Raw genomic sequence first — 26,472 nt, 5'->3', positions numbered from 1 at the left:
GATTGGTGTGGTTGATGATGGTAGCGCTAGAGCGCTACCGCCTTTCCCCACATTTCGGAAACCCTGCGATATTTTCTACGGTGTTGGCCGTGATGGACCTGGCTCGGTGCTGCAAAGACCGGTGGGGTACGGAAAGTCTAACTCGAAGCCGCCGTACGTTTTCCACGACGCGAACGACGGCTTTGCGCCGCATGTCGGACGTAAGGATCGGTCCTGTCACTTCCTGTTAGTCGACATCCCAGGCCCCCCGCCAACGGTCGTGTTTGCGCAGGAGCAGACAGTCATTGCGCGTGCGAGCAACCGATGGGCTCAGCTTCACTTCAGCGGGCCTGGCACCATTCGCCTCCGCCCGATATCGTTAGAGTATCGCGCGGCTCGCCTTTAGCGCATGCTTTTGACCGAGCGGGGATAGGCGTACGTAGGTTAACTGCCGGTGTGTACGAACAGGCGTTAACTTGCCGCAGGCAGCCACGCGGAACCTCACTCTATCTTTTCCGCGGGACTGGTTAGCTTCTGAAGGATTTCCAGAGTCAAGGCTGCCTAAGGCTGAGCACATGCCGAAATAGCCTTGCCTGATGACGGGCGTCGCCAAGCGCATTGTGTCTTTGTTCGGGCGCCTGATTTGCAACAGGAAACATGCTCGACCTAGTTTCGCTCCAGGCGCAACCGGTCGCTCCCATGTAGAGCGCCTTCACATCCAGTGCTCCGATGCCGAACGGGTTGGCCCCGAGGAAATGATGGAAATAGTAGTTCACGAAAGACCAATCAAAGGGAGCGTTGAAGCCCACGAACACGGGACGTCCTTCGGAACCTGTGATCTCGGATATCCAAGTCGAGAATTGCGCCATCGCCTGATCCGGCTCAACGCCCTCCCGTCGCAATATTTCCAGGTCGAAGCCGGTTACCTTCAAGGCATCCGGGTCGAAACGATCATTGATAGGCTTCAGTTCTCGGTAGAACCCACCCCCCTCTATGTCGTCCACCCGGCACGCGCCGATCGAGAGCATGCTGAAATCAGGGGGTATTGGACCTGCGGCCTCGATATCGACCGATATGAAGACCTCTTGCTTTTCGGTCATGAGATCAGCGGCTCCGTATCGACGATGGGCGGGCGCGACTCCACTGACCGCCAGTGCTCGAGCAATCCGCGTCGGCGCTCGTCGGCGCTCCCTGACGTCTTCCAATGATACCCGGAGAAGGTTGTGATGTCGAAAGGAAGCTGACTCCCCGCCTTAGCGGTAACGAGGGTGGGCAGAGTTCGCCCGAGCGCATAGCCGAGTTCGAGGAAGCAATTGGGGCGGGACCCCGTGATGTCGGCGATTACGACTTGGCTGCGATGGAGCTTGCCGAAAATGTCAGCATCAACCCGCGAGTGCTCGACCGCCTGCCTCCCGTCGACGACGACTAGCTTGAAGCCAAGTTCGTCCTCGAACACTGGCTTTACGACGACGTCGAAGAAATCCTGCACGGCGGCATAATCATCGTGGTCGGGATTCAGCAGTCGCACCGCAAAGGCACGCGGACTCTCGAGAGCTTCAAGCAGGTCCACGTAGTCAGCCACCATACTGGCAACGTCCTTTGAAGTGGTGAAGTTGATCCGGTTAATCCAGCCATGGGGATCCATGGTCCCGGTCGTGCGGAAGAGATGCTTGGTGTTGTGACGGCCCAGACCGAACGAAAACACCTTCCGAGCTCCGGTGGCTTCTGCTGAAACGGGCAGGTTCACCGGGACGATATGCTTGCCAACGTCGTGGTAGAGGTTGGTAAGGAACAAGACGCCCTCGGTTCCACCGATGGGAATAAGGATGTCGCCCCAGTGCGCCTGGGCTTCCATCCGCTTGCTCGCCATGTTCCAGAACGACGCGTTGTCCACCTTGACGATATCCGAGCTGCGCAGCCTCTCCCAGAGAGGTCGGTACATTTCCGGAATCTGGTTTTCAGTCTTGTGATGCTGGACGGCGACGACCATGTGCCCCGACACGCCGGCAGGCCGTGAGATGATGTTGGCCTCGATTGTCTCCCAAATCAGCCAGTCAAAACAGATCGGCTGACCGTCAACGTCCCGCACGGGTTGTGCATCGACCGGAACGACGAAGTTGGCCCCCCGCTTGATCAGTTCCTTGACCAGGCCCGCAACGAAGGCCTGTGCATGCTGGACATCCGCGCTCGAGGCCACATCGAGCTCCTTGGCAATGCTGCCCGAGATGTGGATTCGCCGGCCGAAGAGGTTAGATCGGGCCATCGTCACTTGTCCGCCATTACAGGCGACGGCGCCATGCTGCCGGCCACATCGAGTAGCACATCGATCGTCAAGCCTTGCTGCGGAAAGACCTTGGCCAAGGCCGACGGATAAAGGCGTGTCCGGATGTCAGAATAAGTCCAACCCGGCTTTCCCGGACGCTCGCCGGTCATCTCGACGAGGCGGTTGAGCAGGCTCGGCGTTGGATCAAGGCCAGCCAGATCCATGCTGAAAAGCTGGTGACGTGCTATAGGGTCCGGCCGCTTGAACTCTTCGATGATGGCAGCACGCCGCTGCAGCGCCGCATCAAGAACCGACAACCGATTTGTGCAGAGAATCGCGATGATGCGGCCCTGGTACTTGCGTAGGTCGTCGATGTGTTGGATGAGCGTGTTCACCCCGACCTTGTCTTCATGGTGGCTGTGATCCTGACTTCGGCTGGCGGCGAGGGAGTCACCTTCATCGATGATGAGGATGGCACGGCGCTGCTTGCCGACCGTCTTGATCACGTCTTGGAATGCTTGGGAGATGAGCGTACCCATCTCGCCCACCATGCCCGAGCCGCGGACGCGATTGCTGAGCTTGAAGAGGATCGAGTCTTCGGCCTTGGCCTCGCCAACAAGACGGTTGGCAATACACTCGGCGGTAGCGGTCTTGCCGGTTCCGACGTCGCCATAGAAGATGACGAACGGGTACTGTTCCTGGACGAGCGCGGCGAGGTCGAGGCGGCCGTGGTGAAACTTCTTGTTCCAGGCAGGCAGTTCTTGGGTCCTGAGCATCAGCTGAAGCTGGTCATGCACCGCAGCGTAGCGCTGCTCGAAGCCGAGCAGCGTCTTTGCCTTAGCTGTCAGCTCGGCGCTAGGAAGCGGCAGCTGCTGGTCGAAAATGGAGGGTGGGGTCACGACCAGTCTTTCCGATGAAGCCCATAGCCATTGCTTGCATAGTCACGGCTTCCGCTGGACTTGAGGTTGGCGTGGCTGGTGTCGACACTGGAATCGATCCAGTTGCGCTTGAGTTTTTTTTGCATGGCGGCCATCGCTTCGTCGGTAAGCGCCTTGGTGTGAGAAAGCACGATACGGATGCTCCCTCCCAATGTTCTCGGCCAAAGGACCCCGCCAGGCCGGCTGGAAGTGATCTTGCCGGTGTCCTCGTCCACGTCGTATCGCGCGGCGCGAACTTCCCGGCCAAATGCGTCGAGAAGGGTGACGTCGACAGCGGTTAGATACCCTTCCGTGGCGAGCATTTCGATGTCGTGTCCATACTCGGCGGCGGCTTGCTCTGAGAGTGTGCCGCTGCTGTTGGCCATCATCTTGAGGTCGGTCGTCAACTGGCGGACCACATCGCGGATGTCAGCGACGGTATAGCTGGAGGTGTTGGTAGCGGTCTGGGTCGCACTCATCAGGCCGCCTCCTCAGTGGAGAAGCGCGGCCCGAATACCTCTTTCCAGACGTCGTTGTCGTTTTCGGCAGAAGCATAGTGGGCCGCCTCCCATGCCGTATTGGCCGCAGCAACGATCTCTTCGCGCTCCGCCTCGGTGATCCGCGAGGTCACGTTGTTCTGGCTGTTGACCGGATCTAGGATGACGACGGGATCAGAAAACGTGACGTAAGGCCCGGTGTTTTCTGGAAAACGGATTTCCTCCTTCAGACCGGACTGAGCGATGTAGAGCAGGAAATCCCGGAACCGCTTCTCGATGCTGCCGGAGTTGCCATTCACCTCAAACACGTGGGCCATGATGAGCTCAATATGGAAACCCTTCAGCGCCTCGAGTTCCGCGTGCCGGCGCCAGCGCTTGCCGATACGCACAAGAGTGCGGAAATTCTTGTCGGCATCCTTGCGATCGCGGACGAATTTCAGTTGCCCGGGCGGATTGGTTTCCACCTTTGTCCCATCACGAATGTCGAATTGCCAGCCGTAGCCCGGCCGATCGGGGTCCTCGATGATGGGGACCACATCGACTGAAAGCCCGGTTCCTGCAAAGGTGACGGTCGCTGCCTTGCGCTGGATCTCGAAATCTTCGACCGACTTGGTCGGGTAGATGTCGATCAATGCCTTATGGATAGCGTCGACAAGCTGCTCTAGCGTGCTACCGTCGACATTGTCGCCCGACACGTAGATCACGAGGTCGACGTCGACCGGATCCTCATTGGTGCGGCGGAGGATGGTGAACTTGGCAAACGAACCGGCCTTGAGCACTCGGGTGATCTTAATGTCAGTACGGCCCTTGAGCGTCTTGTTCAGTTCGGTGACAAGACGATCGACCTGCGCATGATACTGAGTACGCTTATCGCTAGGCAGGCGAAGCACGTTGTGATCGTAGTTGAGCAGTGCGGTGTTCGTGAGCGGCACGACTGACCTCCATTACCTGACGCCGGTGCTTGGAGGAGGCGAATGGGATGCCGTTCCGAGCGGTTTCCAATTTGGTGACCGAATCGCCACGCTATGAGGAAAGATCGGACTCCTTTGCATTTAGTTCAAGTGTTCGGTTTACATTTTTTGCGAACAGGGCCAGTTTTGTAAACTGCGGCATCAGGAGGCAGGCATGATCGGCAAGAGATTGAAGACCGCTCGCGCAGCACTTTCGCTATCGTTAAGGGAGTTGTCGGCGGTCATGGAGGCGATGGTGAGCCCTCAGGCGATCGGCAAGTATGAACGCGACGAGGACATGCCGAGCTCGCGGGTGCTAGGAGCGCTGGCCGAGGCCCTCCAGACCAGCGTCGACTATTTGCTGAGCGGCGAAATGATGTCGCTGGAGGGCGTCGAGTTTCGCAGACGGACGAAATCGTCCAAGGAGGAGACTTCCATCGAGGCGCGCACCATCCACCTCCTCGAGCGGTACTTGGCGGTTGAGGAATTGCTGAAACTCCGCAGCCTCGATTGGGAAAAACCGCGTGGCGCGCCATTCCCGACCGCGGACGTCAGAGATGCCGAGGATGCGGCCCGATCGGTACGGGAGGATTGGGGACTGGGCATCGACCCCATTCCAAGGCTCGCCGAACTGCTGGAGGAACGTGGGATAAAAGTCCTGTCGCTACCTCTCACCGACATAGACGGCCTGGCAGCGAAGGTCATGCGCAAGGACCGCGAAGCGGCGCGTGTGATCGTCATTAGGCGGGACACCTGGTCTGAGCGTAAGCGGTTCAGCCTCGCACATGAACTCGGCCACATGGTCATGAACCCGACTGCGGGCGTTGATCCGGAAAAAGCAGCACATCGGTTCGCCGGAGCATTCCTCATTCCAGCCGACGCATTGCGTGCCGAAATGGGCAGTCAGCGTTCGTCCATAAGCATTGGCGAACTGGCCGCCTTGAAGCGGAGATATGGTGTGAGCATCCAGGCAATAGCCTATCGGTGCAGGGATTTGGCTATAATCAATGCAGCGACGCTTTCGTCGCTCTATACCGCCTTTACCGAGCGAGGCTGGCGTTCGGCTCCTTTCGAGGAGCCGGAGAGAATTCCATTTGACTACGAAGAGCCGCATCGCTTGGAACGGCTTTGCCTGAGAGCTTTGACCGAAGGCGTGGTCGGACAATCACGTGCCGCCGAGCTTCTGGGTATTTCACTAACCGAACTCGACAGCCGACTAAGCAGTTCGGAAGCATGAACCGTGCTAATTGTAATTGCCGATATCGAGCCAGTGCTCGAACTCAAGAAGGTCGGCTTGGCAGCCGACCTCTTTCGGCTGAAACATGAATTCTGCGCTGTAGACCTAAGCGTCGATCGGAGTTGCCACCCCTCTGAAGTGGCTATCTTGTCTGGATTAGGCCTGACGATCGAGGAACTTGATGGAGCGAAGGTCTCAGAAGCGGTGCGCGTCGTCAGAGAGCATCGCGAATTAGCTGTTCGCGACGCGATGGCGATCATCCTCGCGGAAAGCCGTGGCGCCTCGATACTCAGTGTGAACGAAAGAATTGCGAAAATCGAGCGCGTTGGGTGCCCAGCAATAGTCAGCATGGCCTGGATTTTCGACGCGCTCGAAGAGACTGTGCCACTGCAGAGGATGTTGCCCGCCCTCAAGTTGCTCGTTGGTAGGGGAAACTGCGGGCTGTCCGATGCAGATACTCGCCGGCGACTAAGCAAATTAGACCACTGACGGCTCGTCTTCCGTCGGGACCTACCGATGGCTGAATTGGCGCATTCGATCCAAGCCACGCTAGACGCGAAGGTCGGCTTTCGGGCCTCATAATCCCGAAAGCAGACCTCCGCCTTCGGCCCAACTGCGGTCTTTCGAGAACTGGCGGCGAATGACCGCTACAGCGCGGCTTCACTAGGAGCTAGGGCGCTCTCAGCGGACCAATTTTACAATCGCATACTTAGCTACAACCCCGCCGCCGTTTGCCGTCGACCGTGCCCGAGCTTCAGCCGAATGACTGCTCGTGACGGGTACAGGCATCCTGTTGGTGGCGTCAGTCGTGAAGCATTGAAATTATTGATGAATTTTGTCGGAGAGCGCTACCACAGATGCATGATTTTCTAGTTATTTCAAAACATTTGGTCGCGGAAGAACCCAGCAACGGCCCGAGACGGCGGTCTGGCATTTCGATGCGTCGAATTTGCCTCTGGACGGGCCGCGGCGGCGACAGCTATTTCGTGATGTCGCGGGTCGGCCGTGAGCCGCAGATATCTCGTCGCTGCAGCTGGAGGACAGCAGGAGTCCCAATGACAACCGACGACGTGGTTCCCAGAGCCCCAAGCCTGGAAGCAGTCGAGACTTCGCGAGAAGACCTGTACGAGCAGGTCTGGGCAACACCGATCAACCATCTGGCTGAAAAGTTCGGCGTGTCAGGCTCCTACCTTGCACGTGTTTGTGAGGCGCTCAATGTACCCCGCCCGCCAGTAGGATATTGGCAAAAAAAGGCGGTTGGGAAGGATAAGTCTCGTCCCGAATTGCCCACGGCGCTTCCGGGCGATCAACTGACTTGGTCGAAGGACAAGCCCCTCGCAGTACCTGTCAAGAACCGCGTCAGACGAAAGCCCGATGGCGCGGTCATGACCAAGACCATCAGCTCAGGTCGTCACCCGATGCTGATCGGCGTGGAGGGGCACTTCCGGAAATCGCGTAACGTCGAAGAGGGCGAGTTTCTGAGGCCTTACAAGTACCTTCTGCCCGACATTGTTGCCTCGGAAGACCTCTTGGTTCGTGCGCTCGATGTAGCAAATGAGGTCTACACTGCTTTTGACAAAAAGGGACATCGCGTTCTGTTTGCGCCACCCGGTCAAAGGATGGGTCGTGTCCACATAGAAGAGCGTGAGGTGCCCGAAAAAGACAGAAAGTATGGGCGCTACTCGTCGGGGAGTATCTGGTCGCCACATCGGCCGACCATCACCTACATTGAATCTGTGCCGATCGGCCTTGCCCTTACCGAGATGACCGAACGAACCGTCATGCGCTATGTCGGTGGGAAGTACATCCGCGAGGATAGCAAGGTGATAAAATCCGCCAAATCTTGGCAGCTCGCAAACTCCTGGACGACCGAGCAGGATCTGCCTTGTGGGCGGTTTCGCTTGGTCGCCTATTCCCCCCTTAACGGTGTCGATTGGGTTGAGAGCTGGCAGGAGACTGCGAAGAGTTCGATCAGCGCAATGATCCCGGCGATTGTCCGAAAGCTGGAAAGCGCGAAGGATGAACTTCAGACTTTGATGACCGCCGCTGAGGAGGCGGCAGCGCAGCGACAAAGGGAATGGGAAGAAGCGCACGAACGCTACCTTCGCGAGGAAGATCAACGGCGCGTCAAGCAGGCGATGTCAGAGAGCCAGAAGCAACTTTCAGACATTATGGACAGGTGGGCGGCTGCGATGTCCGTTGAACGCTTCTTCCAGGATGCGGAGCGGCGCATTGAGGATGTGGAGAGCCAGCGACGTGTCCAACTGATGGAACGTCTCGCTCTGGCGAGAACGATGCTTGGTACGATGGATCCCCTGGATTATCTTGAAGGCTGGCTAGCGCCGGAGGAGCGGTATAAGTCGAAATACAGCTAGAACTGAGCGAGGCGAGGTGTTCCAATTATCGCCATTCTCGACACACGGCAGTGAGAACCGTATCGTGGTTGGTATATGGATGAGTCCGGAGAACTGGCGTCCCACAATCTCGCGACATCATTTGGCGGCGGCGATGGAGGGGTTCTGTCGTCTAGCTGGCGATGCACTTGACCTATCGAGTCCAATGAAATTTCTCACTTGGAATGACAAGCACAAACTGCACCACGCCAGCCTCAACGTTCCAGAGAGGGTCGCCACTGGGTTTAGTGGGCAGGGCGCGCTGGCACTTCGCGAATTGGCCAGGGAACTGCGACGCGCCAATCCGACATGGGAAACGGCCGTGACCCTTCATCAGGTGGAGGCGAAACTCGCCTCGGTGCTCAGAACCATCCTCGAGGCTGCGCCGGAGACGGAAACTGGCGTGGCGGCCGCCGGAGTCGCGCAGCGCCTGCTGGATTGGACCGTAGATATTGGCTCAACCCGCCGACACGCTGTCCCTATTGCGTTCCTTCCTCAGCGGGCCACTCGATTTGCGATAGGCCCGGTAGAGTTCGTACATCGTGAGGATTTTGGCCAAGCCGACGTGAAAGTCGGAGCATCCGCCTCAAACGCCAACAGCGCCACCGAACGGCACCAATTTGCAATGGAGCGGATCGACAAGTCGTTAGCTACGCGCGGTGCGCATTGGATTGCGTTGGTAACGGTCAGTAACCGCGAAGCAGACGTTTCCGTCGCCACCGCAAACAACGCTGTCGATATTGCACTGGGGGCGCTGCAGGCGATGGTGGGCACCTCGGGCTTGAACACCATAGGCAGGGTTGGCGGCCGCCTGGCGAACTGGGATTGCTTCGACACCTGGTTTGAAATGGATGGCCAGACGGCGTTCCGAAGAAACGACGATCCGCCTGGCTTCGCGATTGACATCGGCGCCTTTGAGAAGTGGCTTGCCGAAGCCCATCCCGCGCGATCGGCGGCTGGGCAGTGCCTGCATGCCTTCTTGGCAGGTGGCCCATTCCCGCGGCTGAATGAGGCGTGGTGCGAGGCGGCCTATTGGTTTCACGAGGCCATGGCGGAGCATTTGGACACCATGCGAATCGCTCGACTGGAAACCAGCCTCGAAGTCCTCTTGCGGGCTGAGAAATCCTCGGGGAGCGCCAACCGTATCCTGGCGGGTCTCGAAGCCGTGCTCGGAATTGATCCATCCACCAACATTGGAGTCGTCCGGAGTGTGACCATGCGCGAACTCGTGGAGGAAATGGTTCGATCTCGATCGCGCGTCTTGCACGGAACCTGGCCCACGCTAACCTCCGATCTGCCGGGCACGATCCCTGTTAGTGATCTCGCCGCGGTTGTGCGGAGGCTGATTGTGATGTTCGCAATCAAGCTCGAGCAGTACGCCGCGAATGGCGATCACAAGGATGATCTCGCCCCATTCCTGACCTGGGTGCGCGGTCAGGCGACGAAGCGGGCGAGCACTGTCGTTTCTGCCGAAACGAAATAGGGCAACGCTGGCTACTCATGGGGATGGAGATGCTGCGGATCTAGGCGGCCACTCGATCCTCAGTCATGTCACCGTACCATGTCGCCGCTCAATGCCGTCCCGGCGAAGTACCATCCGACGGAAAGGGCGAGCAGCGTGGCGGGGTCATTCAGCTTCCCGATGCACAAACCTTGAAATGAGGTTACTGAAGCAGGCCACAACATTTTCATATCGGTCGGGGCCGCAGTTTGCTATGCGGAATCAGATAAGCGCGGTGGACCGTGTTCGCGGTAGCCACTACATTGCGGCGGTCGATCAAGGACATGGGAGTCGACGGATGACCACGGCACAGCGACAGGAGAACCGCTCTAGCCATAGGCGCGTGCTCGTCAGCAAAACGGCAGCGAACATGATTTCGTCGCTGCACCCGTTCAACAAGACCAAGGCCAACGCCGCTCTAGCGACGATTAAGTCGAGCGTGCTTGACCAGGCAAAGGTCAAGAAAATCGTCGGCGTCGATAATGCCTTCGTCGCGCGTGCCGACGATCTGCGCGTGGTTTTCAAGTACGAGGGCGATTCGGTCGTCATCACCTCGGTCGTCGCGAAGGCCTGATGGCGAAGCCCTATTTCGACGACCACGTCTTCAGTCTGACAGATGCAGAAGCTGAACTCGCCGAATTCAAGACCCTCCTCGACACCAACACTGATCTCGCCGAGCGCGATCAGGTGCTCTCCAATTTCAAGACATGGCCCAATCTCTGCGCGATGATGGGGCAATACAACATCCGCTTGGGAATCGGCGATCTGATTAGGCGTGAGTTTCGGATCCTCCCACACTTCCGGACCGATCTCACTGTCCGCCGCGCCGGCACCGACAATATCTGCCTGATCGAGTTTGAGGGCGCATCTGATCGCCACATTTTCGAAGATAGCGAGCGCGGTATCGACACATGGGCGCGCGCGTTCGAGAGGGGGTTCAGCCAGGTGGTCGATTGGACTTGGGCGCTGGATCACTACCGCAAGACCGGCGATTATGTGGACGCGTTCGGCGGCGAGCGGCCCAATATCGTGGGCGTGCTCGTCGTCGGACGCTCCACCTCACTGTCGACAACAGTCCGCAAGGATCGGTGGGAGTGGCGGCGAAACAAGGTTAAGGCCGACAGCTTCACGCTCACCCTCGTGACATTCGATGAACTCTATAGCGACTTCGAGATGTGGCTCGGCTTGAGAAAGATGGATCGCGCGGCCTCCTGACGGGCCGCAGATGCACGAAAGCCGCTCCCCCTTCGGCAGCGGCTCTTAAATGATTGTCAGCCACATATGTTCGAAAGCGACGTCTTCGACGGTGAATATGGTCTGCTTTCTAGGGGCCAACTCACCATCAGGCCTTTCGCCCCTCGCCTTCCCTGCCATATCTACATGACACGCAACCGCATACAGGTGTCATCGATGCTGCAGCGGGTATTCGAGCGGGAATTCCGCACAGCACTCGAGGACAACCGAAGTGGCAATGTGAGAACTGTTCTAGCTGAAGCGGGAGCGTCGCCTGCACGATAGCTTGCGAGGCTCCTGGCTGCCCACTTACCCCTCGAAGGCTCGTGTCAAAGTCAGTTGGCCTTGGCCAGGACCTCGACGATCTTGTTCACCTTAGCCACCCTCGCTGCTCAATTCTCCCCAGCCCGGGTCCCAGAGATCCTCGCTCTCGACCGCAACCACAGCAGACGTCTTTCGATATTCGGCAAGCACCTCTCCGGCGGGTCGTCGCCGGTCGGTCACGGCATCGGCGTAGCCGGTGTATTCGTGGCCGTCTGGTTCGAACCAATGCATGCGTTCGACGCTCGCCATGGGGTCGCCCTTTGTCCCACGCGTGATCCTGATAATCGTCATGCCACCGAGATCCATGGTGTCAGCATCCATAGCGACCCGTCGCCACCGCTTTGCCATCTAGTTCTCCACGCCCATCTTATTCCACGGCGGCTGGATCATCTTGATCAGCCCAGCTTCGAGCCCGGCGGCGGTGATCACTGGCAAGCCGTTCCACTCGAGCGCGGGGGGCATCGCTATGTAGATCTCGACCACCGTGCCCGCCGTTACGTGTTCGTTGATGACCTGGTTCACTCGGGCGCTGGTCTTTTGTCCCATTTGGCCGAGCCGGTAGTTCGACATGCGGCTACGGATGCCGGCTCGGCTCACGCCGATGTACTTGATGAGGCCGTCGACCACGAAGGCGTAGACGCCGGCATCACGCGGCGCCGAGGTGTCGAGCGCGATGCCACCAGCGCCGTCGGTGACCCACGTACCCAGACGCTCGAATCCCGCGTCGGTGAGCACGTCGATGGCGACGTCCTCGCGAACCACCTTCGGAATCGGCTTGGACTTGGGTACGACGACGATGCCGCGTTGGAGGCCGTCCTCGATGCCGGCGTCGACGGCCACCTTTCGAACGTGTTGGTATCGGATGTCGAGGAAGTCCGCGACCTCCGTCCGCAGGTACCCCTCGCGCAACAGCGCGCGGATTTTGTCGCTCTTGGTCTCCAGCCCTTCAACGATGGACATGGCGGGCTTCATCTTTGACCGAACTCCGAGATCAGCCCATCGATGTCGACTACGTCGACAGTCCGCGCGGGTGTCGGCGGAAGCCCGGAACCCGGTGCGCTGAACTCTCCGAGCGAGCGCCGGCGCTCGCTCTCCTGCGGACTCGTGCTCGGTACTCGGTCCATGGACAGCAACCTGTTCAAGCTAGCGACCATCAGCTGCCTATTTGTCGCACATGTGTGCGGCCGTTGAAATGCTAGCCCTGGTATCGCGGACCGTGCATGGCATTTGCCTCCGGCTCATCGTCGATCCCGATTTCGTCGGGGCTCTCGTGAGGTCTTTGCCGCGACAAAACCACTTCGGCCATCCACGCAGGCAGGACCTATTTGAAATAAGCGAAGCGATTGCGGCTTGTTGCGATCCCCAAAGTGTCCGCTCTTGGATCCGAAACGGGTTCTTTCCTGACCATCTCGCTATCGTCAGAACAACGCCAAGCGTCAACCGCGCCGTACTAATCGGAGCAGTCGAACCAGTTGGTGAGCATCCACCAACTCAATGGGTGAGCTGTTCAGGCCGACCAAACCAGCGATACCATCCTGATCAGTTACGAGGGTGATTGTCTCGTGGGTCGCCAGAAGTTCGACAATGGGAGCGAACAGGGACGTTGACTGCCCCAGCTTTTCCACTGCGATCCACTCCCGCAAATGCCCTCGCTTGACTCTTCCCCTGACAACATTGTCGATGAGGAAGAAGTCTAGGTCGTCATACTCAGGAGCATCGAGCAGGCCCCAGAACCAGGCACTCTCGAGAATTGATGACATAGATGCCGAGACATCGAGTGCGACTGCGCGACTGGTTGCTAGTGCCGTGCTGGCGGCAGCGTAGCTTACCGGTTCGCCCACGACACTGCGTACCACTTGGCGAAACGTCGCCTTCGCTGCCGGCACATCTGGGTTGAAGTGCCCCAAGACGATGCAGCGGTCTTTGTCTCCGCGCCAAAGCCCGGCATAATCGCCCGTGGCCGGACCATAGTTGACCAGCACGATCTTGGCCTGGGGGTGTGCTTTGGCGTAGTCGGCGAGCGCCGCTCCAAAGTTCGTGGTCGACTCTTTCTTGTAGTGCTTTACCTCAACCACCAGCACACACGTGGCGTCCCTCGTATCACGCGTCCAGATGCCGAAGTCCGGTTGCGCAGCGTTCTTCCGAGACTTGCCGACCGGGTTACTGAGCGGGCTCCTACGTTCCGCGTAGACACTGAGTAACGGGCGTGAGCTTGCAATATCTGCTAACCGCGTCTCGGTGAAGGCAAAGCGAAGCGCTCCATCGTCATGATTGATCGTGACGTCGTGGTCTTCGAGGGCGTCCATGACCTGCGTCGCTACCCAGACACCGTAAAACTCGTACCGACGTTTCCATGCGGGAAGAGAAAGGATCCGCTCGAGGAATTTGACGTCAATCGTCGAGCTGAAACGTCTGCGCCCAAACAAGGCATAGGTCCGTGTGAGCTCGGCACCGAAGGCCGCTTTTGTGTCATCTGGCTCAGCGAGCAGATGGGCCAGATACAGAACTTCGGAACGAAGCCAGTAGTCAGTTTCAGACTGAGCGATGGTCCAAGGATGAAAAGCGTCGGATGGGTCCGAGCGATGCGACCGCGAACGATGCTCTTCCAATATTGCGTTCCGGGACAGGCCACGCTCGTGTATAACGTGCAAGGCCGCCATGATCACTTTGGCCGCCTCGTCCAATCCAGGCGGTTGGATTTCTGGCGATAAGCTCCGCGGGAGCGGCAGATAATACTCGGCGTCGTAAGCAGCGAGCCATTCATCCACATCTGGCACGCCAATCACGTTGGGACGACCAGCTTCCGTTTTCCTCGTGCGCCAGTAGTCATAGTCGCCCAGCTTCAGCCGCGCGTTGTTTAGCGCGAAGGCGTCTACCTCGCTGAGAGCGGGAACATCAATATCGAAGTCGATCGAATTCCACGCTTCCAGAAACTCCTCAAAATGCTTGAATTCGGCTAGCTCGTCGCCGACGCTGACTCTCCATTGCGCCTGGCCATAGCGTGCGCCCGCCTTCTCAAAGAAAGCGAGGATGTCACGAAACATTTGGGCGAACGGTTGGATCGTTGCCAGAAGGGCCGTCACGAACTGAGCAACTGGCGTCTTGGTCAATGCCTGTTCCAGACTCTCGGCGCCCGGATCGATCCGCTGCTTGAGTTGTGCAAGCAGGTCTTCGTCGCGACCGGTCGGTTCTAGGCCGCCGATTGACGACAATGCCCGCCAAGCGCTCAGGCTATCGCGGTAGATCTCCGCGTCACTCATTTCGCATAACTCTTGAGAACCGTTGCGTCAGCGTCACGACTGCGAGTCCATCCGGGTGACCTCCGGCGCGTGATTGTCACCATCATCTATTGTCCGTCGTCTTGGCCAGGACATAGAATTCGGCCCTAAGACCGCTCGTGCCAAGGGAGGCCATCGTGCGCCTCCCGTTAGATCCCTCTCGCCCGCAAACTGAGAACCTTGTTCCCTTCGGACGCCCGAAGCGCTTTTGGTCCAAGCGCCAGATCCTACTTAACGCTAAACCCCTTCTGCTCCAGCTGAAATAGGGTGTAATAGCACTGCCCCGCACGGCAGACGCATCCTGTTCCGCAAGACGTTCCATCTATCTTTCCGGCGCATGGATTTAGGTTGGCGACCAGAGTATCGAGCGGAAAATAAGCCCTCCCGTTTATCTTTACGCCCAGTTTTTTGTCCAGGGAAAGCCCTGCCTCGTCGACGCCATTCTTTTCATCTTCGCCCATCTACAAATCCCCTTTCTACCTTGCCTGGCTGCTGATCGACGCAGCCGTTGCTCCAGCGATGAGGGCTGCGTCGTGTTGAACTCGCGCTTGCAACGTAAGTTCGGCCGGCCCCGCACGACTCGCCGCCTTTGCAAGAGGGCCCAACGTAACAATAATGGTGCTCGTCCTCACGCGGCTCGCGCCCAGGAATGGGCCGCTAGGATTTGCGGTGAACTTAGTGAGCTTCCATGTGGGCGTAACATTTCCAGTGCGAGTGGCAACAAATGTAAGCGTCTCCTGGAATACGCTGAACTGCGGATAGTCGATGGTCTTGGTCGTGGCTACGCCACCGCCCGCAATCGTTGCCTTGTCGTAGATAAACTCGTCGATCTTCAAATCGCTCTCGACCCTCGCACCCGGCGCGAGAACCGAACAATCGAGACTGCCACGCGCTTTGCGTGTGGCCAGCGCATCCTCCAGAAGAACTGCATTCTCAAGGGTGAACGTTATCGCTTCATTTCTAGTTGCCTTCTCTGACGAACTCAAACCGGCCCCAAGAGTGAACAGCTTGGATGCCCCAATCGGATCCGAGTATGTCAATCCTGGGCTTAGATTGGATGACTCCTCCCAGATCAAATTGAGGGAGACCGTGGTACCATAGCCAGCAATCCAAGGAATATGGCCGGTATTGACCGCATCGTAGATTCCCTTCGTGATCTCACAGCGAATATTGGCAATCACGTTGCTTTCGAACTTGCCGCTTCGGGAACGGCCCTGCGCATCCACCGCGTTCGCGTAAAACAGCTCTTTCTGAGGCACGTTCAGGCCGCACCCCGCCATCAAAATCGGCATCACAGCCAAGCATGTGGCCGCTGAAATCCTACTGCGCAAAACTGTCCCTCCAGTGCCATCAATTTAAAAAACTGTCTTCGTCGTCAGAACCGAGGTCAGCATTGACCTCCGGTCACTTTGGCCGCCAACCGTAGAGTGCATGAAGAAGTCTTTGCGGGTCGAATCCCGGCCGGGTTCGCCAAGTTAGGAACCCGACGATCTGATCCGGAAATACGAGTCGGAAGTTCAGGGTGCTTGGACTGAACGCTCAATAGCGCCGAATCCATAAAAGCAGAGAAGCTGCCCGGCACCTCTGTTCTGTGAGAAGATCGATTCCCGGCGTCCATTTTGGACATTGTCAACCCAACCTCCTGCCACAATACAGTCAAAACTCGACCTTGAACACTCGTACATTGTCTGAGCCCTGTTTAATGGTCGATCCTGTTCGACAGTTCAACAAAGCCTGAGGCTGAGTTGCTGCAGCCGCTTCAGGCGGGATCCCTAGCGGTCGCCAGTTCGCCCCTAAAGCTTGTGACTTAGCTGCGCAGAATCTCTGGTACGCTGGGTGGGCCGAGATCGAGCACCGGGGTGTATTCGCCCGCGCCGCGCCAGACGCCCCGCACCTTTCCATTCTGCCGGACCCGCCTCGGATTGAACCTTAGGCCCTCGAAGTGATCAAGGAACGCCTCTGCCGATGCGGCGTCGCTGAAGCAATGGAGCCGATAGGTTTCATACTTGCCATTCGACCATATTGCTTTGCACGTGCCGCGTCTGGTGGTGCTTAAGCCCTCGTTCCTGGCAGAACTTCGCGACCATGGTGACGTTCTGGTCGGTGCGGAGGTCATCCGGTGGCGCCTGCTTAGTCTGTCAATGTGAACAAAATGCGAACAAGAGTCGAACGCGCACTTGACGACAGAGGAATATGTTCCTTATTTCAGCGTGATCTTGAGCAGCAGAGGACCATGGCTCGGTGTCAATCGCACTGGCCGGCGAAGCTATGGCAAAAACAGCGGAAGACAATTTTCGGATCGAGGTCTGGGATCGCGAGGAGCGGGCTTTGTCAGAAACCATTTCGCGTTCTCCCGATTCAACGGTGAGCCAGGCAGCCTGGCAGGCCGCCATCCGGCGCCGCCCAGGCATGCTGCTGATCCACTACAACAGTCGGCATGTGATGGAAAAAATCCTGACACCAGGCGAGGTGAAGATCCCGCCACAGACCATCATCGACGGCAGCGTTCACGCCGGCCTCGATGTTGCCCTCGGAGACCTTCGGGAATGGCATGTGTTGCGGGCCTGGTGCCGATCCTGCTCACACCATGCGACGGTGAAGCCTGCCGGGCTCATCAAGCGCTATGGCAAAGGCGCTCTGTTCAGTTCAGTCGAGCGCGCGCTTTTTTGCACGAGTTGTGACAGGGGCGGGCCGGTCAGGCTGGAAATTCACAAGCTGCCACGCAATTGAGGGAGCCGAAAGTGCAACACCTGATCGACTTCTTCAGGGTAAACTCGGCGCTGGAACTAGCCTATCCTATCGCATCGTCGCCGATCGGCGGCCGGACTGTCGAGACCCGGAACTGCGCGCAAAGTCAGCCGGTCGGCTTCCATCGTGCCGCAAAAAGGCATGCGGACCGCCGTGGACGGGGACAGTCGGTCCCGCGTCCCGTCCTGCGGCCGGCGCGATGCTGGCGCTCCTACGGCTGTCCCGTTAACCGCCCGCGGCGGGGGCGAATTTCCTCCGTCCTGCATCCGACGATCGTCGCCGTTGCGGACGTCCGCAGGACTGCGGTGTATACGCCGTTCTTCCTTGGAGCGCCGATGCGCGGAGATCAACGAGACAAGCATGGCATGCCGCATCCGGATATTGGCTTGTCTGGACCTCGCACATCCCATTGTTATTCTTGCATAATGATTGCGATGGCCCTAGCGAACTTCCCCATCCGCCGGCACACTTTCCAGTGCCCTTCGTTCAACCCGGTTGAGAAAAAGCGGTGATTGCGCGCGAAATCGCGCAGCCCGGTTAAAAGGGGTCCGGCACGGTGGATTTGAGCACCCCTATACGTACACTGGCTCTATCGACAAGGAGCCAAAAGTGACCAACGAAATAAGCCTCAACCACCTCGACCGTCAGTTGCAAATGCTGTTGTCCGAAGTCCGCGCGCTTGGCCAGCTGATCGCAGCGTCACGGCCAGCGCCGCCTGCTCCAACGCCGCACGCCGGCGGAAGATGGGTAACCATTGGCCATTTCATGAAGATGCTCGGCTATAAGTCGAGGGTCAGCTACTACAATCACCTCGATGACGAGGGTTGGCCGCAACAGCGATATCCGAGCGGAGCCAAGCCGATGCTCGTGTACGAGGAGTGCGTCGCCTATATGGAGGCGATTGAGGGGAAACGGTCGAAACCGACACTGCAACAAACACCGGGGAAGCCCTCGCCTCCCGGAGGCAAGAAACGCCACGTCGGCAGGCCAGCCAAGCCGCTGAGATAGACTGTCGATTGTCAGCCACTATCTTCGCCCGATATGTTGTCGAGTTCATGTAAAGTGGTTCCATTGCCGACATGGTGGCGGAGGTCTCCTTCGCTGGCACTTGCGAGGTCGACCGGGTCTCCAACCCAGTTTCCGCTCTGGAATGGCGCGTCCCGACTGACCTATCCAACCATCGTTGTCGACGAGTTGGTGCGTGGTTCGACAATCAACACACAATGGCGAGAGCAAAACATGACGGTGTTCAAGAATTGCACAATGACAATGTTCACCGCCGAGGGTGAATGGGACTGGGGTGATTCTTGCGAGGTCAGGATCAGCGATGGATCCATCGCCGTCTCATACAGGGATGACGGGCAATTGGTTGTTTACGAAGGACCAGAACTGGAGCCAGGCCATTTCAAACTCCAATTTTCAGCTATGAATGGCCGTGCGACGCTGCATCGATTTGCTGGCGCAGACATCCTCGAGGGTCATTGGATAGAGGGTGGCAATCAGGGGATGTGGCGTATTCAGCTTGACGATTAACAGCCTGGACGCCTACCCGTGGCGGCCTTGCGAACAGTGATCTTCGATTGCGCACCACCGCTGTCGCTATGTGAGATCGATGATCGTGGAAGACCGCTACATCTCGGTTCCCGTCACGCGAACTCTGCGTTCGAGCGCCCGGACGATACTCGCGCTACCTGTCCCTTGCACATATTCGAGACGATCTCTTACCTTATCGAAAGCACGATAAACTGCGTGTTTGGCGGCACCCCACACGAATAAGATGACATCTGCCGTTGCTGCTGACGTGGTACCTTCCCCTGCAGCATGATCCGTCACTATGACGACATGGGCTTGCGTGCGATGTTCGATTTGCGCGGCCGCTTCTCGCGCCGCACGTTCATGCAACGAGACTATTGCGATCTTCTTGAACCCCGCCGCAAGCAGCGGGTCGTCCGCAGCTTCGAGGGGTTGCCAATCTCCACCGAGCGCTTTGTCTGTCGTGGCCACGTCCAGGCCGAGGCGGCGACCAAGCCGGTACCAAAGATGCCGGTCGGCGACAGAAAACCCTTCATGGTCGATGTTTATGAGCCCGGCACCCGCGTACCATACGGCAAGATAGTCTTGAGCGGTGCTCTGCTCGGTGAGAAGCTCTAGAGCTTCTCCAAGCCAGGCAAGGCGCGAGCGGACCGGCCGAGCTTCCCACCAGCGCGTGACCGCAGTTGCGACCACGCCCTCCAAGCGGCCGTCGAGACGCAGTAGTGCGTCCGCCATGGTGAGCAGCAACTGTCCGTCTATCAGATCGGTGGACAGTGCGCGGCTCGACGACCAGATGTCGAGCACTGCCTGATAGAGTGTAAGGCGTTCTCGTCGCGGAAACCGCTCCTCGCAGACATAGGCGTCGATGACTGTTGTCAGGACCTGATCAGCCTGGGCGCGCTTCTTCGTATCCGCTGTGATGCCCGAGTCCGTGAAGAGCTCGATGACGAAGTCGCCATCACCCGGATCGCAGGCGTCGGGCATCAGAGCAGCGTGCTGGAGGAAAGCCGCCAAGGGTTCGTGTGCGCTGGTCGCAACGAGCGTAGGAACGTCCGACCAGCCGAGCGGCAGCGTGGGTTCGGCCGTGACCGGTGCCCGCTCTACTCTGTCCGTTTCACCCTCGGCAACAGGAGGCTCGACGAGCTCTACAATTGGCGACGCGACCGACTGGGCTGTGGTCTTTGCAACGGGTTGCGGCGCGAGTTCTGAAGCTGGCTGCGGCGCGATCGCCGTCAGACTCGCAGCGATCGTCGCAACAACCGTATCGCCCGAAAAACGGTTTGCCAGTTCACGGAGCCGGAGCGCGTCTTCCATGACCGCCGCCTCATAGGCCGCCATGCGCACGACTCCGGTATCGGCATCATCCGCAGGATGATCGGCAAGCCCGGCAAGCCGGTCGGATAAGGGCAGATACGCCGCGAGGGCAGTCTTGATGTCCCCCGTAGCCTCGTGATCGGCCAAAAAGACCGCATGGTGGGCCATGAGCACGCTTTCGACGACGCGCTGGGGCACCTGCATCGACAGCAGGATGTCTAATTGCGGATTTTCGACGATCGCCCGATCGTCGCCAAAAGCTGCCGCAAGGCGAATGCGCATCGAGAGCGCATTGGACGCCGTATCGAGTTGGCGCTGGTCGATTTGGTCGATCGCCTGGAGCGCCGTGTTCCGGTCGCCAGTAGCGAGCCCCAGCGTGAACTGGCGGCGCAGCATTTCAAGGGTCGGGCGCAGCTGCGACTGGCGGGCGGGTGCTTGCGCGATGACCGCGCGCATCGTGGCCAGGCGCGCAATAAGATGATTCGTGTCCGCCGGACGACTGTGCCAGCGGAAATAACCGTGGGGCGACTGCGCAAGCAACAGCAACCCCATTTGTCCGCTCGCGCCGCCCTCCGTGACGATCGATGGCGCGGACTCCCAGCCGAAGCTCGGAAGGACCCAGCACCGCAGATCCTCGATCACGCGCCGAAGCTGCTCCGCCGTCGGACCGAGGGTCACCCACATGACATCCTGCTTGCGAGGATAGGGGAGAGACGCGGCCTTGCCGCCGAGCGCTGCGGCGATCTCGCCGGCGAGCGGATGGTCGGCGGAAACGTTACCGTTTTGGGATAGCGAAAAAGCCAAATCGCCAGGAAGTCGCGCACCAAACATGTCGAGCATCGACATGATCGTGTTGTTGTTATCGCTCATGCAAGCGTCTTCCAATGACGGTCGAACTCGAGATAGGCCGCCGCAATCTTTGCGGGCACGCCATTGCCGACGACGCTGTGATAGACGACCTTTTCGCCGCGCACGCGAACTCCGAAATGGGTGAGGTTCATCGATCCCTCAATGTAGAAGGTTGGTGCGAGAATGCCCTTTTCGTGGAACTTGTTGTCGCCGAGGCGACACGCCACGCGCGATGCACTCCTAAGCGCCGGGGTGCTCATGAAGGCGCCCGAGCGGTCATTATCGGTGGTGAGCAGTCGCACTTCGAGCTTGGTCGAGAGCACGCTCAAATAATCCGAGAAACGGATCCATGGCTGTTCGGCGAGGCGCGGAAATAGCGCGGCAAAGTCCCTAAAGCGGTTATCGAACAGGTCGAAATCGGTGATCCAGGGGCTTGCAAAATAGGCCGGCCGGTCATGCACGCCCAAGAGCAGGAGCGACGCCAGCGCCGAGCGCAGCAGGTCGGGAAGCGGCCAGCCGCCGCCGTGGGTCCAGATGTCGCGGCTTTGCAGCACGGGTCGCATCACCGCACTCCCATGTTGCGGATTTCGACGCCCACGCGCCAGCCGTCAGGATTGCGCGACACGCCGCTCAGGATAGGCCAGACGAGCAGATAATCGCGCTCAAACGGCTCCGTGAGGAGCGTCTGCAGCGCCCGCGCGATTTCCCCTAGGTCGTCCACGGCGCCGATGATCTCAACCCTGTCCTCGTTCGCCAGCAGAGCCTGGAGGCGCTCTACCCAACCCGGCGATACCGAGAGCGACGGCGTCTTAGGCCCCGAAGCGCTTAGCCACTGGGCGGTCAGTTCGCGCGAAGGACGAAAGTCGCCGGCGAAGCGATTGGAGTTAGCAAGGCATTGGGGACAGCTGTCATGGCAGCCGGGCAGCAGAAAATCCTGGATCCGCGCGAACAGCTGTACCTCAGTTGGCTGCTGCCCGGTCTTGCGCCCGATCATCGCCGAGAAGCGCCGCCGGACACTGGGGGAATCGACCAACAGATAGGCGAAAACGCGCGCATCGATGGGCGCACCAAGCCGCCCTTCCCTGTTCGCCCACAAGCGGTTAAGAGCGTCGAACCAAGCGTCGGTGGTCGAGTCGCTGCTCTGTTGGAGCAGGTGGCCGGTCACTGCAACGACATTTTGGCGTGACGCACCAAGGCCCGCCTCTTCCAAAGTCCTGGTGAGGCCCGCTTGCGCGGAGAGAGTTTGCTGATAGCCCCGCGCACGCCTGACCGTGTCGAAGGCGTCTGCGAGCGCCTCCGGCGTGCGGGCGCGAGCTGCGACGGCGACCAGGCTCTTGCTAATGTGCGCGCGGGTGCAGAAGCCAAGCGCGTGCGCCAGCGCCCGCTCGAACGCACCGTCACCGTCACCGTCGAGCGACGTCTGCACGAAAGCTTCGATCTGCCCGATGCCGCCGGGCGCGCTTTCCGAAATGACGATCCGCGGATTCCCGTCATCGCTGAGGACATCCACCATGAGATCACCCTCGCCGACGTCGGTCGCAATGGCATGGACGGCGCTGAGGCAGGCCTCGGCGAGCGTTCGTAAATGGCGCTGGCGCAGCCAGGCCTCGAAATCCTCGCCGAGATCTGACCACAGCGCGGTCTCGGCGCGCGAGATTTCTACGCCGCAAGCGGGGTCGGACCAGAGCGCCTCGAGCCGCTGACGCGTCTTGCCGCCGGCATCATGATCGTCAGCATCGTGATCGTCGAGCGCGGAAACGCTGAACATACGCGAAAGCACTCGCCCGATCGACGCTACCCGCTTGCTGGAGAGTCGCTCCTGCGCCACCTTCAGGCTGCACTTGCCCTTGAACGCCGTCGCGGTGAGCATCGCAAGGCTGGTTTGCCACAGCCATTCGAGCGTAAAGCTGCTCGCCGCTTCACGCAGCAGCGACGAGTCCATGAGCAGATGCTTGAAATAGTCCTGGCGCAGCCGGCCCATGGTCGCCTCATCGAGCGACGGGCGGGAGCGCAGATGCTCTTCGCGAATCTGGAATACAAGGGCGTCTACCGTCTGCTCAAAGCCGACGAACTCGCGCACCTTCTCGCCATCGTCCGAAGTTGACGTGAGCAGGACGGTACCGCGGCGTTCAACGCCGCGGTTCATTAGGATGTCGAAGCGGCCTTCACTGGTGCGACGGCGAATCAGCACTGCATTAAGGTCGCCGTGAAGATAGGCGCGCGTGTCGTCGAAGACGTCTTGCCAATGTTGCCGGTTGAACAAGGGAAGCGAGCGCCCTTCGCCGACACGCTCGGCGCTATTCACCCAGAGCCAGGCGGCATTGCTACTGTCCTTGACGTCGCGCGGCCGCTCAACCAGCGCCACGCGCAGCGGCTGGAGTGCTGCCGAGGCCCGGTCAGTGCCGATGGCGAGACTGTCGGGGAAGAACTGGCGCGCCGGCACCATGACTGGACTGGGCGCGGTGAGAAGTTGCTCGGACCCGGCGAGCCAATAGCCGCGCTCCTGGCGGCTTACCGAAAAGCGCTTGGAGACGCGCCCCGGACAAGATTCAATGAGTTGCGCCGCGATCCCGCGGGCTTCAGTGTCCTTGTTCGTCCCCGGAAAGTCGACCGTCACATCCGACGCCGCGAGATCGGCAAAGGATGCGGCGGGGATGAAGCTTGGAAGCGGCTGGCGCGCGGCGCTGTCCTCGCGATCATTGCTCCGGCGTAGATCGGCGAAACGCCATTCCGCCTCGAGCTTGCGCAGCAGCGACGGCACGGCGTGGCGAAGCACTGGCCGTGGCGCTTCCCAGAGCATCGTGTCGACGACCCGATCGATGTCCTCGTCGCTCGCGGAACTGAACCGCTGGGTATGGCGCACCACCCAGCCTAGATCGCGGCGGAAGGCGGCATAGTCGTCGCCGAGATCGAGCAGGCGGCGCAGCAAGGCGACCGCGCGTCCGCGCGCGCCGGCGTCATACTTGCCGGGGCGCCGCAAATAACGCACCGGATCCGCTGCGCCCACCCGCCGGCCGAGCCAGTCGAGCAGGAAGCTCGTCGCCTGGACATGCTGCACATAGGGATTGAGCAATGGCACCTTGATTGGTTCGACATCCGGCTGGAACAGGCGCTCGCTGTTCTGAAACAGCCAGCGGTCGCGGCCCCAGTCCGACAAGATCACCAGCGTCGACGGTCGCGAACCGCGCGTGCGCCCCGCCCGACCCTTGCGCTGCAGGAAGGATGCAATGCTGCGCGGCGCCTTGTGGTGAATAATGGCGCCGACATCGGGGTCATCGTAGCCGACCTCGAGGCTCGCGGTGGCGACGATGATGTCGGAGGAGGTATCGGCGCCTGGGTCTTGAGAGCTGCAGCGGCTCACTCGAGCGCCCTGGCGGAGGTCATAGCCGAGCGTATCTGGCAGCGACCAAATCTGGCCGTCCGCAAGCATTGCGCGTTCGGTCGACTGGCTTACCGTCTGGCCGGATTTGTCCGGCGGCAGCCGATACTGGGCCAAGCGGTTCCATTCAGCGTCATCCAGATCGGGGAGCCAGCGGTTGAGGCTGTCAAGTTGATCCGTAAAGCCGAAGACCTTGCGCAGATAGAGCGACCGACCGGCAAGGCTCGTCCCCAGCGGATAGCTGACATGGGCGGGTGTCAGCAGCCGCGATTGCAACATGGCCGCCTGGATCGACGTGGCGAGCAGCGAGGCGCCGGACGCAGCGTCGCCCTTGACGATGACGGTGTAATCGCGGCCTTCAGCTTCGAGTTCGTCATCCATCGGGGTGCATTCGACCACGCGTTCGGGATTGACGCAGCCAATCGTTGCGAGATGTTTGGGCGCGTCACGCAGCGTTGCCGACAAACCGACGACATGTAGTCCCTTAAGCCGCGCCGCCTGACGCCAGCGCGCGATGATCCAGGGCGCTTGGGCGCCGCTCAGCCCGCTGTAGTTGTGGACCTCGTCGAACAGGAACAGCCGCGGCTTTTCGTCGACGCCGATGCCAAATGTCTTGGCCCAAGCCGGATTGCCGAGCTCTCGATGCATCATCTCGAGCGACAGGAACAGGATATCGGGCGGATTGGCCTGCAGACCTTCGCGGGTCAACTGGATGACACCATCGGAGATCTCCGGCGGCTCGTCGAGCGCGTCGACGCGATAAAGGGTGGTCCGTCCGGCCCTGCGATCGGCATCCAGCCAGACGAGTTCGCCACGGCTGACATGAAAGGGCGCGCGAAGGAAGGGCACCACCCATCCGCGATTATGTACGCGCTTCCATTGTTTGAGGAACCGGCTCTTGTCCCCAAGATCAAACTGGTCGGCGGGCGGAAGATCCCCCAGCAAAGCCCCGACCGTGATCGGCCGAATGCCATTGGCCTTTAGGACTGTGCTGAGCTTGCCCGCCTCGGAAATCGCTTCACGGAGCTGATCGGCGAGTAGGACATTTCGCGGATAGACCGCAATGACCTTGGTGAAGCGATTGGCCGATCTGCCGAGGTCGCCAGCGATCGCGGTGAAGGCGGGAATGTAGAACGCTTTGGTCTTTCCCGCACCGGTGCTTGCGCAAACCACCGTCCCGCTTTGCTCCTCGGCGCCATAGGATCGGAAGATCCGCTCGAAGGAGCGCACCTGGAATCCGGCGAAGGAGAAGGCGCCTCCTCGATCTGGCCGGGACGCAAGAGCTTCAAACACTGCGCGCTGGAAGGTCGGCTGTGACGCATACGCCGCCATGCTGGCCCATGCGGTGTCGGCGGTGATGCCAGTCGCTGGATAGCGTCGCGGTGCAAGATGGAGCTTGATGTCGGCGACAAGGCGGCGGCCGCTCGCCCAGTCCTGATAGCCGAAGCGCTGGCGCAGATGCGCAAGCAATCGAAGCCCTTCGGCAAAGCGGCTGCGGACCCGTCCCGAGCCATCGGGCACCAGATGCAGGAGGTCGGCGCGCCGCATCTGGGTCAGCAGGGTGCCAAGATCGAGGCCGTCGGTGGCAAGCGCGTCCCATGCCTCGCGCAACTGATCGGGTGCGTCGTTTTCGATGAGGGCCGAAAGGTCGGCTTCGTCGAAGGCGACATCGTAGAAGCCCCAATTCTGGAGCCGCTGCTCGCATTCTTCGATGAAATTGAGGAAGTTCGAGACGAATGCCGGTGATGCCATGTTCATTTAGAGCCCGACTTTCAACATTGACCAGATCGCTGGATTGGCACCGAGGAATGCCAGTACCTCGGCATTCTGGAGATCCTTCGCCTTCGCGCGGCCGTTGGCCGCATCGACCATGAACTTGCCNATGCCAGTACCTCGGCATTCTGGAGATCCTTCGCCTTCGCGCGGCCGTTGGCCGCATCGACCATGAACTTGCCGGCACGCCCTTCAAGACCCAGGTTGGCTATCGCGGCGGGAATGAGTGCGGCATTCGTGACATAGATTTCTGCCGTATGCGGCGTTTTGGGCGGAGCGTCGCGCCAATCTTCGAGCTGAGCGA

Annotated in this window: 22 protein-coding genes; 9 read left to right on the top strand and 13 right to left on the bottom strand. The window is 59.7% G+C overall.

All coding sequences use genetic code 11. The annotated features are described in order from the left end of the window. Positions 1 to 530: 530 nt before the first annotated feature. Genes X756_RS158615 through X756_RS158635 form a run of 5 tightly spaced genes read right to left on the bottom strand, consistent with a single transcriptional unit; the run spans position 531 to position 4,588 of the window. Positions 531 to 1,079 (bottom strand): 3'-5' exonuclease, encoded by a 549-nt coding sequence (locus tag X756_RS158615; protein WP_023729005.1) that lies wholly within the window; start codon positions 1,077 to 1,079, stop codon positions 531 to 533. Further along, on the bottom strand, positions 1,076 to 2,242 hold the full coding sequence (locus X756_RS158620; protein WP_023729004.1) for a hypothetical protein: 1,167 nt from the start codon (positions 2,240 to 2,242) through the stop codon (positions 1,076 to 1,078). The genes X756_RS158615 and X756_RS158620 overlap by 4 nt, the downstream gene beginning before the upstream one ends. A 2-nt stretch (positions 2,243 to 2,244) precedes the next feature. Continuing rightward, positions 2,245 to 3,141 (bottom strand): ATP-binding protein, encoded by an 897-nt coding sequence (locus tag X756_RS158625; RefSeq protein WP_023729003.1) that lies wholly within the window; start codon positions 3,139 to 3,141, stop codon positions 2,245 to 2,247. Further along, positions 3,138 to 3,638 (bottom strand): hypothetical protein, encoded by a 501-nt coding sequence (locus X756_RS158630; protein ID WP_023729002.1) that lies wholly within the window; start codon positions 3,636 to 3,638, stop codon positions 3,138 to 3,140. Before X756_RS158630 ends, X756_RS158625 begins: the two co-directional genes overlap by 4 nt. Beyond that, positions 3,638 to 4,588: a CBASS oligonucleotide cyclase gene (locus tag X756_RS158635; RefSeq protein WP_023729001.1), complete on the bottom strand. Its 951-nt coding sequence runs from the start codon at positions 4,586 to 4,588 to the stop codon at positions 3,638 to 3,640. Before X756_RS158635 ends, X756_RS158630 begins: the two co-directional genes overlap by 1 nt. A gap of 193 nt (positions 4,589 to 4,781) precedes the next feature. Here X756_RS158635 and X756_RS158640 point away from each other — a divergent pair, with 193 nt between their 5' ends. From X756_RS158640 to X756_RS158660, 6 genes are all read left to right on the top strand, one after another. After that, the gene (locus tag X756_RS158640; protein WP_023729000.1) at positions 4,782 to 5,843 is read left to right on the top strand and encodes an XRE family transcriptional regulator; all 1,062 of its coding nucleotides are present in this window, start codon (positions 4,782 to 4,784) and stop codon (positions 5,841 to 5,843) included. Positions 5,844 to 5,846: 3 nt separating this feature from the next. Beyond that, entirely contained in the window at positions 5,847 to 6,332 is a 486-nt protein-coding gene (locus X756_RS158645) for a hypothetical protein (RefSeq protein ID WP_023728999.1), read from the top strand. Positions 6,333 to 6,898: 566 nt separating this feature from the next. Continuing rightward, on the top strand, positions 6,899 to 8,218 hold the full coding sequence (locus X756_RS158650) for a hypothetical protein (protein ID WP_023728998.1): 1,320 nt from the start codon (positions 6,899 to 6,901) through the stop codon (positions 8,216 to 8,218). 184 nt (positions 8,219 to 8,402) lie between these two features. After that, positions 8,403 to 9,719 carry a hypothetical protein gene (locus X756_RS1000000166580; protein WP_156941345.1) on the top strand — a complete coding sequence of 439 codons (1,317 nt, stop codon included), beginning with the start codon at positions 8,403 to 8,405 and terminating at the stop codon, positions 9,717 to 9,719. Positions 9,720 to 10,035: 316 nt separating this feature from the next. Next, positions 10,036 to 10,311, top strand: a complete 276-nt coding sequence (locus tag X756_RS158655; RefSeq protein WP_031237885.1) for a hypothetical protein — start codon at positions 10,036 to 10,038, stop codon at positions 10,309 to 10,311. Further along, positions 10,311 to 10,952, top strand: a complete 642-nt coding sequence (locus X756_RS158660) for a Shedu anti-phage system protein SduA domain-containing protein (protein WP_023728995.1) — start codon at positions 10,311 to 10,313, stop codon at positions 10,950 to 10,952. Before X756_RS158655 ends, X756_RS158660 begins: the two co-directional genes overlap by 1 nt. Before the next feature lie 393 nt (positions 10,953 to 11,345). Here X756_RS158660 and X756_RS158665 read toward each other — a convergent pair whose 3' ends face one another. The 5 genes from X756_RS158665 to X756_RS158680 form a co-directional block, all read right to left on the bottom strand. Next, a complete protein-coding gene (locus X756_RS158665) occupies positions 11,346 to 11,585 on the bottom strand; it encodes a hypothetical protein (RefSeq protein WP_210164340.1) in 240 nt (79 codons plus the stop codon). A 57-nt stretch (positions 11,586 to 11,642) separates the two neighbouring features. Next, positions 11,643 to 12,254 (bottom strand): GIY-YIG nuclease family protein, encoded by a 612-nt coding sequence (locus X756_RS158670; RefSeq protein ID WP_023728993.1) that lies wholly within the window; start codon positions 12,252 to 12,254, stop codon positions 11,643 to 11,645. 476 nt (positions 12,255 to 12,730) lie between these two features. Next, positions 12,731 to 14,554 carry a hypothetical protein gene (locus X756_RS158675; protein WP_023728992.1) on the bottom strand — a complete coding sequence of 608 codons (1,824 nt, stop codon included), beginning with the start codon at positions 14,552 to 14,554 and terminating at the stop codon, positions 12,731 to 12,733. 245 nt (positions 14,555 to 14,799) lie between these two features. Then, positions 14,800 to 15,033, bottom strand: a complete 234-nt coding sequence (locus tag X756_RS0133690) for a hypothetical protein (protein ID WP_031237882.1) — start codon at positions 15,031 to 15,033, stop codon at positions 14,800 to 14,802. A 15-nt stretch (positions 15,034 to 15,048) separates the two neighbouring features. After that, positions 15,049 to 15,873 (bottom strand): hypothetical protein, encoded by an 825-nt coding sequence (locus X756_RS158680; protein ID WP_156941344.1) that lies wholly within the window; start codon positions 15,871 to 15,873, stop codon positions 15,049 to 15,051. Between the two features lie 940 nt (positions 15,874 to 16,813). Here X756_RS158680 and X756_RS158685 point away from each other — a divergent pair. From X756_RS158685 to X756_RS158695, 3 genes are all read left to right on the top strand, one after another. Beyond that, a complete protein-coding gene (locus tag X756_RS158685; RefSeq protein WP_245264452.1) occupies positions 16,814 to 17,302 on the top strand; it encodes a hypothetical protein in 489 nt (162 codons plus the stop codon). 627 nt (positions 17,303 to 17,929) lie between these two features. Continuing rightward, complete coding sequence (locus X756_RS1000000168630; protein WP_156941343.1) at positions 17,930 to 18,328, top strand: hypothetical protein; 399 nt, start codon at positions 17,930 to 17,932, stop codon at positions 18,326 to 18,328. A 231-nt stretch (positions 18,329 to 18,559) separates the two neighbouring features. Further along, positions 18,560 to 18,853 carry a hypothetical protein gene (locus X756_RS158695; RefSeq protein WP_023728988.1) on the top strand — a complete coding sequence of 98 codons (294 nt, stop codon included), beginning with the start codon at positions 18,560 to 18,562 and terminating at the stop codon, positions 18,851 to 18,853. Between the two features lie 96 nt (positions 18,854 to 18,949). Here X756_RS158695 and X756_RS158700 read toward each other — a convergent pair whose 3' ends face one another. Genes X756_RS158700 through dpdJ form a run of 3 tightly spaced genes read right to left on the bottom strand, consistent with a single transcriptional unit; the run spans position 18,950 to position 26,153 of the window. Further along, positions 18,950 to 21,037 (bottom strand): hypothetical protein, encoded by a 2,088-nt coding sequence (locus tag X756_RS158700; RefSeq protein ID WP_023728987.1) that lies wholly within the window; start codon positions 21,035 to 21,037, stop codon positions 18,950 to 18,952. Beyond that, on the bottom strand, positions 21,034 to 21,579 hold the full coding sequence (locus tag X756_RS158705) for a hypothetical protein (RefSeq protein WP_023728986.1): 546 nt from the start codon (positions 21,577 to 21,579) through the stop codon (positions 21,034 to 21,036). The genes X756_RS158700 and X756_RS158705 overlap by 4 nt, the downstream gene beginning before the upstream one ends. After that, positions 21,579 to 26,153, bottom strand: coding sequence for a protein DpdJ (dpdJ, locus tag X756_RS158710; RefSeq protein ID WP_023728985.1), 4,575 nt, complete (start codon positions 26,151 to 26,153; stop codon positions 21,579 to 21,581). Before dpdJ ends, X756_RS158705 begins: the two co-directional genes overlap by 1 nt. Positions 26,154 to 26,472: the final 319 nt, after the last annotated feature.

The organism is Mesorhizobium sp. LNJC405B00 (assembly GCF_000502615.1).
Taxonomy (GTDB): Bacteria; Pseudomonadota; Alphaproteobacteria; order Rhizobiales; family Rhizobiaceae; genus Mesorhizobium.
Note: the sequence above shows the minus strand (reverse complement) of the source record. Positions and strands in the feature narration are given on the sequence as shown.